Source organism: Nonomuraea pusilla, from assembly GCF_900109355.1.
Classification (GTDB): domain Bacteria; phylum Actinomycetota; class Actinomycetes; order Streptosporangiales; family Streptosporangiaceae; genus Nonomuraea; species Nonomuraea pusilla.
In genome coordinates this window covers 1-7,706 of sequence record NZ_FOBF01000046.1, presented here as the reverse complement: position 1 = coordinate 7,706, position 7,706 = coordinate 1, and the positions used below count along the sequence as shown (strand labels likewise).

Annotated in this window: 2 protein-coding genes; both read left to right on the top strand. The window is 76.0% G+C overall.

What is annotated here, in order from left to right:
* Nucleotides 1–1,389 (top strand): acyltransferase domain-containing protein (locus tag BMX74_RS42200; RefSeq protein ID WP_218154265.1); only part of this gene is annotated, 1,389 nt, incomplete at its 5' end.
* On the top strand, nt 1,386–7,706 hold a 6,321-nt coding region (locus tag BMX74_RS42195; RefSeq protein WP_143078976.1), incomplete at its 3' end, for an SDR family NAD(P)-dependent oxidoreductase. The genes BMX74_RS42200 and BMX74_RS42195, both read left to right, overlap by 4 nt.

Sequence of the window (7,706 nt, the reverse complement as noted above, 5' to 3'; positions counted from 1 at the left end):
CGGCGGGCGCCGCTGGTTCAGGACAGTCATCTGGTGCGGGTGACGGGTGCGGACGAGGTGGCGGTGCGTGCCCTGGCCGCCGCCTACGCCGACCGCCTCGCCTCCACCCCCGACGACGAGGTGGGCGACGTCGCCTGCACCGCGAACACGGGCCGCGCCGCCCACCGCTGGCGCGTCGCCGTCCACGGCGCCACGGCGGCGGACCTGGCCGCCCGGCTCACCGACGTCGCGGACGGCCGCATCCCCGCCGTCAGGCAGACGGGGAAGCCCGCCACGGCCTTCCTCTTCACCGGGCAGGGGTCCCAGTACCGCGACATGGGCCAGGGCCTCCTCACGACCGAACCCCGCTTCCGCGACGCGCTGCACGAGTGCGCGGAACTCCTCCTGCCGCACCTCGACGTCCCGCTGCTCGACCTGCTCCACGGCGAGGCCAGGCACCTGCTGGACCAGACCAGGTACGCGCAGCCCGCCATCGTCAGCGTCGAGGTCGCCCTGGTGCGCTTCCTGGAGGGGGCGGGGGTGCGTCCCGACGCCGTCGCCGGGCACAGCCTCGGCGAACTCACCGCGGCCTGGGCCGCCGGCGTGCTGGCCCTGCCCGACCTGCTGCGGCTGACCGCGTTACGCGGCGCGCTCATGCAGGCGCAGTCCGCCGACGGCACCATGGCCGTCGTCCACGCCGACTCCGAGACGCTCGGCGACGCGCTGCGGCCGTACCCCGGCGTCGAGATCGCGGCGTACAACGCGCCCCGGGTGCACACGATCACCGGCCCCGCCGACGCCGTCACCCGGTTCTGCGAGGAGACCCCGCACCGCACCGTGCCGCTCACGGTCAGCCACGCCTTCCACTCAGCCGCCATGGAGCCGGCCGTGCGGCCGTTCGCCGAGGCCGTGGCCGCCACGCCGCTGAAGCCGCCCGCGCTCCCGTTCGCCACCACGCTCACCGGCGCCTGGCACACCGCCGAGACCGCCACCGACCCCGAGCACTGGGCGGCGGCCGTCCGTCAGCCCGTCCGCTTCGCCCAGGCCCTGACCACGCTCGGCGAGAGCAATCCGCGGGCCGTCTGGGAGCTCGGACCCCATCCACAGCTCCTGCCGCTGGCCCGCACGATCCTCGCCGAGCCGCACCCGGCCTGGATCGCCACGCTGCACCGCGGGCGCAACGACCAGGGACAGCTGCACGAGGCCCTGGCCACGTACCACAACGTGACCGGCGCCGACCTGAGCTGGAGCGACCTGCACACCGGCAAGAACCACCGCACCACCGACCTTCCCACCTACCCCTTCAACCGACAGGAGCTGGCCGCGCCTCCCGCTCACCGCACCGTGACGAGTGCCGTCAGCCACCCGCTGTTCGACCGTCATCACGAGCACCGGAGTGAGTCAGAGTGACGCAACGAGCAGAGACCTACGAGAAGACCTTCGCGGGACGCGAACCCCTCATCGCCCAGCACCGCGCCGGCGGGACCGGGCTGCTGCCCGCCGCGGTGCAGCTGGAGATGGCGATGGTGGGGGTCGCCAGGCGCCGGCCGTTCGTCCCGCTGGAACTCACCGACGTCACCTTCCTGCGGCCCCTCACCCTCGCCGGCGACGCGACCGCCGCCGTCCGGCTCGACGTGACGCACCAGGACCGGACCCGCTTCGAACTGAGCGTCGTCCTGTCCGGGGAGCGCAAGCCGCTGTCCACCGGCACCGGCCGCCTCCTCGGCGACGGTGAAGGCGGCGGTAAGGGCGGCGGTGAAGGCGATGGCGACGGCGAGCCGCGCCCGCCGGCCTGGCACGTCGCCGGCACGCGCGCGATCGCCGCGGAGAAGCTGTACGAGAGCTGGTCGCGGGCGGGCCTCGAGTACGGGCCCGACTTCCGCACCGTCAGGGAACTCACCGTCGGGGACGGCACGGCCCGCGCGACGCTGCGCACCGACGCCGAGCCCCTGCCGTGGCACGCCCACCCGCTGCTGGTGGACGGCGTCTTCCAGGTCGTCAGCTGCGCGCTCCAGGACCTCGCCGCCGGGAACGACCCCCTGCCCATGCTGCCGATCGGCGTCGCCCGCGTCGCGGTCCTCGCCGACCTGTCGGCCCCTTCTGACGGTGTGACCGTGCTGGTGCGCCGCACCGGCGTCGAGGGCGCCTACGCCACGGCGGACGCCCTGGTGCTCGGGCCGTCCGGGGACGTCGCCGTGGAGCTGACCGGCGTGCGGATGCGCCGGACGACCGGGCCGGGCTCCGCACCGGGGTCGCCGTCCGGCGCCGCGCACCCGGTCTCACGGATCGTGTGGCGGCCGGCCGACCTGCCCGGCCCGCGACGCGAGCCCGCGACCGGCACCTGGGTGGTCGTGCACGACGGCGACCCCGCCGGCCTCGGTGAGCGCACCGCCCGGCGGTTGCGCGCCGAGGGCGCCCGCGTGGTGGAGGCCGTCCTCGGCGTGCCGCCCGGCGCGGGCGGGCGGGACCCGGAGCGCCACGTCCTCGCATCCCCGGACGAGGAGGACTTCCGCCGGCTGTGGGAGTCGGTGGGCGACCAGGTGTCAGGAGCCGTGCACCTGTGGAGCACCGGCCCCACCAGGACGGAGGAGACGGAACTCGGCACCGGGCTGTACGGGTGCTTCGCCGCGCTGAAGACCCTCGGCGAACGGCAGCGCCGCGCCCGCTTCCTCGTGGTGACCCGGTCCGCGCAGCCGGTCGCCGACGACGACCGGCCGATCCCCGCACGCGCGGCCCTGTGGGGCCTCGTCCGCACGGCCGCGATCGAGTACCCGGGCCTGCGGCCCCGGCTCGTCGACCTCGACGACGCGTCAGGCGACGCGCACCTGGCCGAACTCGGCGACGGCCCCACCGAGGTCGGCTACCGGCAGGGCATCCGGCACGAGCCCGTCCGCGTCCGCACCCGCACGCTCCCCTCCGCGGCGCGGCCCGTCAGAAAGGGCGGGCGTTACCTGATCCTCGGCGGGCACGGCGGCCTCGGCCTGGAGGTCGCGGCCCGGTTCGCGCAGGAGGGCGCCGGCGTCGTCGCCCTGGTGAGCCGGTCCGGCGGGTCCGGGACGGCCGGGATCGAGACACCCGGCTGCTCCCTCGTCTCGTACGCCGCGGACATCGCCGCGCCGGGCGAGCTCGGGGCACTGATCGAGCGCGTCCGCGCGGACGTCGGCGAGCTGCACGGGGTGGTGCACGCCGCCGGCACGCTGAAGGACGGGCTGATCCGCTCCGCCTCCGCCGGGGACATCGCCGAGGTGATGAGGCCCAAGGTGGACGGCGTGCGCGAACTCGCCGCCGCCGTCGCAGGCCTGGACCTGGACTTCGCCGTCCTGTTCGCCTCCGTCTCCGGCACCTTCGGCAACCTCGGGCAGGGCGGGTACGCCGCCGCCAACGCCTACCTGGACGCCTTCGCTCACGCGCGCGGCAAGCCGTGGCTCAGCGTCGACTGGGGCCTCTGGGGTGAGGTGGGCATGGGCACGGCCGTCGCGGAACAGCTGCGGCGCCGCGGCGTCAGGCCCCTGGGCACCGCCGAAGCCCTGGACGCGCTCGTCGCGGTGCTGGGCGAGGACCTGCGCCAGGTCGTCATCGCGCACCCCGACGCCTCGGACACCCTCGCCGACCCCGACACACCCGTGGCCGAAGCGGACACGCCCCGCCGTCCAGCGACAGGCGCGGACGCCGTCGGCGGCGGCCTCCACGCCGGGGGAGCGAGCCGCGAACGCGTCGAGGACGAGCTGGAACGCTTCCTGACGGAGCGTCTCGGCCTCGCGTCCTTCGACCGGGCCGCACCGCTGGCGGACTACGGCATGAGTTCGATCATGAGCGTCGAGCTGTCGGAGGAGCTGTCGCGCCGGTGGGACCTCCGTCTCCCCGCCACGCTGTTCCTGGAGTACGGCGGCTTCGCGGAGCTGGCGCAGGCGCTGACGGAACGGTACGGGGCGGCGGAGGCCCTGCCCGCACCGGCCTCTCAGACGGCGGGCGAGCCGGCCCCTTCGCCCGGCGCCGCCGCCCGCCCCCGCCGAGGGGGCGCCGCCCGCCCCGAGGACGTCGCCGTGGTCGCCGTGTCGGGCGATCTGCCAGGAGCGGCCGACCTGGCCGGGCTGTGGGCCCTGCTACGCTCCGGCGGGCACGCCTTCACCGAGATCCCCGCCGAACGCTGGGACATCGACGCCCACTTCGAGCGGCGCGGACCCCGCATGACCGGGACGTACTGCCGCACCGGCGCGTTCCTCACCGGCACCGACCGCTTCGACCCGGCGTTCTTCGGCGTCTCCGTCCGGGAGGCCGAGGACATGGACGCCCAGCAGAAGCTCCTCCTGGAGCACGCCTGGGCGGTACGCGACGACAGCGGTCTCGCCGGCCGCCGCGACATCGGCGTCTTCGTCGGCGCCACCTACACGCATCACCGCGACGCGCAGGGGCTGGAGACCGTGGGTCCCTACACGGCGCTCGGATCGCTGAACGCCGTGCTGGCCAACCGGATCTCCTACGCGCTGGACCTGACGGGTCCCTCGCAGACCGTGGACACGCTGTGCTCGTCCTCCCTGGTCGCCGTCCAGCAGGCGGTCGCGGCCCTGCGCGCCGGGCACTGCGGCGCCGCCATCGTGGCGGCCTGCCACGTCGGGCTCACCCCGTGGTACTACCGCAGCCTGAGCCAGCTCGGGGCCCTGTCGGAGTCCCGGCCGCGGCCCTTCGACGACAGGGCCGACGGCTTCGTCCCGGGTGAGGGGGCGGTGGCCGTGATGCTGAAGCGGCTGGCCGACGCCGAGCGGGACGGCGACGCCATCTGGGGTGTCATCCGCGGCACGGCCGTCAACCACGGGGGCCGCGGCAGCGCCCTCCCGGTGCCCCGCAGCGAGGCCCAGGCCGCGGTCATCCGCGCGGCCCTGGACGACGCGGGCGTGGCCCCGGCGGACATCACGCTGATCGAGACGCACGGCACGGCCACCCGGCTGGGCGACCCGATCGAGATCGCCGCGCTGACCGACGTGTTCGGCGGCGACCAGGCCCGCCGCGAGCCCTGCCACCTCGGCTCCGTCAAGGCCAACATCGGCCATCTGGAACCCGCGAGCGGGCTCGCCGGCCTGGTGAAGGTCCTGCTGTGCCTGCGGCACGGGGAGATCCCGCCGCTCGCCGGCTTCGAGACCCCCGGGGCCCACCTCGACCTGGCCTCCGGGCCGTTCGTCGTCCCGACCGAGCCGCGGCCGTGGCACCCGGACGGGCCACGCCGGGCGGGCGTCAGCGCCTTCGGCATGGGGGGCACCAACGCGCACATCGTGGTGGAGGAGTACACCGCCGACGGGCCCGCCGGGCACGGGGACGCCCCCGGCGTGCTCGGCGAGCACCTCCTCGTCCTGTCCGCGCACACCCCCGAGGGCCTGGTCCGGCGCGCCGCCGACGTCCACCGGCTGCTGCGGGGGGACACCGCGCCGGCCCCGGCGGTCCTGTGCTGCTCGGCCGCCGTGGGACGTGACCACCAGCGCCACCGCGTGGCCGTCCTCGGCTCCACCGCCGACGAGCTGAGCGCCGGGCTGGCGTGGATCGTCCGCCGCGGAGGCGACGTCCACGGGACCGTCCTGCGCGGCGGTACGGTCCTCGGCGGCGGCGCCGCCGCGACAGACCGCGCGCTCCTGGAGCGGCTGGGGGCGTTCACCTCGGTCGGGGTGGAGCGGCTCGAAGCCCGGCTGCGCGTGCGGGACGGCCGCCTGAGCAGCGCGCTGGCCGACTTCTACGTCAGCGGGGGGACCGTCGACTGGCACAAGGTGTACGACGGCGCGGCCCTCCGCCGGATCACCCTGCCGCCCTACCCCTTCCGCGCCCCCGCCGAGGACGCGCGGAGCGCGGAGGAGACGGGGCCGGACGCCGTCGTGGACCGGCTGACCCGTGCCCACCGCGTGTTCGGCGAGCCGACCGTCCCCGCCGCCCTGCCGCTGGCTCTCGCACTCCGGCACGCCGGGGTCCTGCGGCGGGTCACGTTCCCCGCGCGGGGGACCGGCGTCCGGCCCCTCACCGACGACCTGGACGACCCCGCCCGCACCGGGCCCGCCGCCTTCCGGCACGGCGACACGGTCGTCGCCCGCCTCGAACCGGACGCCCGCGAGGAACCGCCGCCCGGCGCGGAGCGGGACATCGCCGCCCTGCGCGCGGAGCTCGGCAGGACGCTGGAACCGGCCGGCCTGTACGCCTGGTTCGCGGCGAAGGGCATGGACCTCGACGCGCCGCTGCGATCACTCGCCGACGTGCGCTACGGACCCGCCCGCGTGCTCGCCCGAGTCGAGGGCCCGGCGGGCGGCGCGCTGGAGCGGACGGCGGTCGCGCTCGACGCCGCCCTGCAGAGCATGGCCGTCCTCACCCTCGCCGACCCGGCGGCTCCGACGGGGACGTTCCTGCCGGTCTCCGTCGGGCGGGTGGAGCGGTGCGGCGACCCGGCGCGGACGGCGTACGTGCTGCTGGAGGCCCGCGACCCTCGGACGGACCGGGTGCGCCGCGGCGACGTGACCCTGCTCTCCGGCGACGGCCAGGTCCTGGCCCGGCTCGGCGACATCGAGTACCGGACCGTGACCGAACCCGCCGCGCCCGGCACGACCGCCGGTTCCCGGCGGCCCCCGGCCGTCGGCTCCGCATCAGGCCGGACGCCCGGTCGCGCCCCGCGCGGAGAGCACGTGGCGGCGGCCGAGGCCGCGGTGCTCGCGGTCGTGAGGAACGCCTTCCACGACCCGGGGATCACGCCGGCCACCTCCCTGTCCGCCGTGGGGCTCGACTCCCTGCTGGCGACCGCCATCGCGGCCGACCTCCAGGAGACGTACGGCGTGAAGCTGAGCCCCGCCGACATCCTGGGCTCCCCGGACTGCCGTGACCTGGCCGCCTACGTGGCCGAGCAGGCCGCCCCCGGCGCGTTCGCCCAGGCCACCGAGGCCGCCCCCCGCGAGGTCGCCCAGGCCCCGGAGGCCGTGCCCCGCGTGGTCGCCCCGGCCACTGAGGCCGGGCCCGCCGCCGCCGGCCCCACCCGCGAATCGAAGGACGTGGCCGTCATCGGCTTCGCCTTCGCGCTGCCCGGCGCGCGCGACGAGGCCGGGCTGTGGTCGCTGCTCGCGGGCGCGGGCACCGCCATCCGCCCCGCCCCGCCGCACCGGTGGGGCGCGTACGCGAACGGGACGGAGCCCGACGTCGGCGGGTTCCTCGACGACGTCGAGGAGTTCGACGCGCGGTTCTTCGACTTCTTCCCCAAGCAGGCGGAGGTGCTCGACCCCCAGGCGCGCTGGCTGCTGCGGACGACGTGGGAGGCGCTGGAGTCGGCGGGACTTCCCCCACGGCACCTGTCCCCCGCCACCGGCGTGTTCGTGGGCGCCAGCTACCAGCACTACCGCGAGTACAACATCGCGCCCGAGCTGGACGCCCACAGCGGCCTCGGCAACCACAACGCCTTCCTCGCCAACCGGCTGAGCCACTTCCTGGATCTGCGGGGGCCGAGCATGACGATCGACACGCTGTGCTCGTCGTCGCTGGTCGCCCTGCACACGGCGGTGCGTTCCATCCGTGACGGCGAGTGCGAGCAGGCCGTCGTCGCCGGCGTCCGCGTCGCGATGACACCGCTGCACTACATCGCCATGAAGAACCTGCGTGCCCTGTCACCCTCGGGCGTGGTGCGGGCGTTCGACGCGGGGGCGGACGGGTTCGTGCCCGGTGAGGGTGTGGTGTCGGTGGTGTTGAAGCCGTTGGGTGCGGCGTTGCGGGAC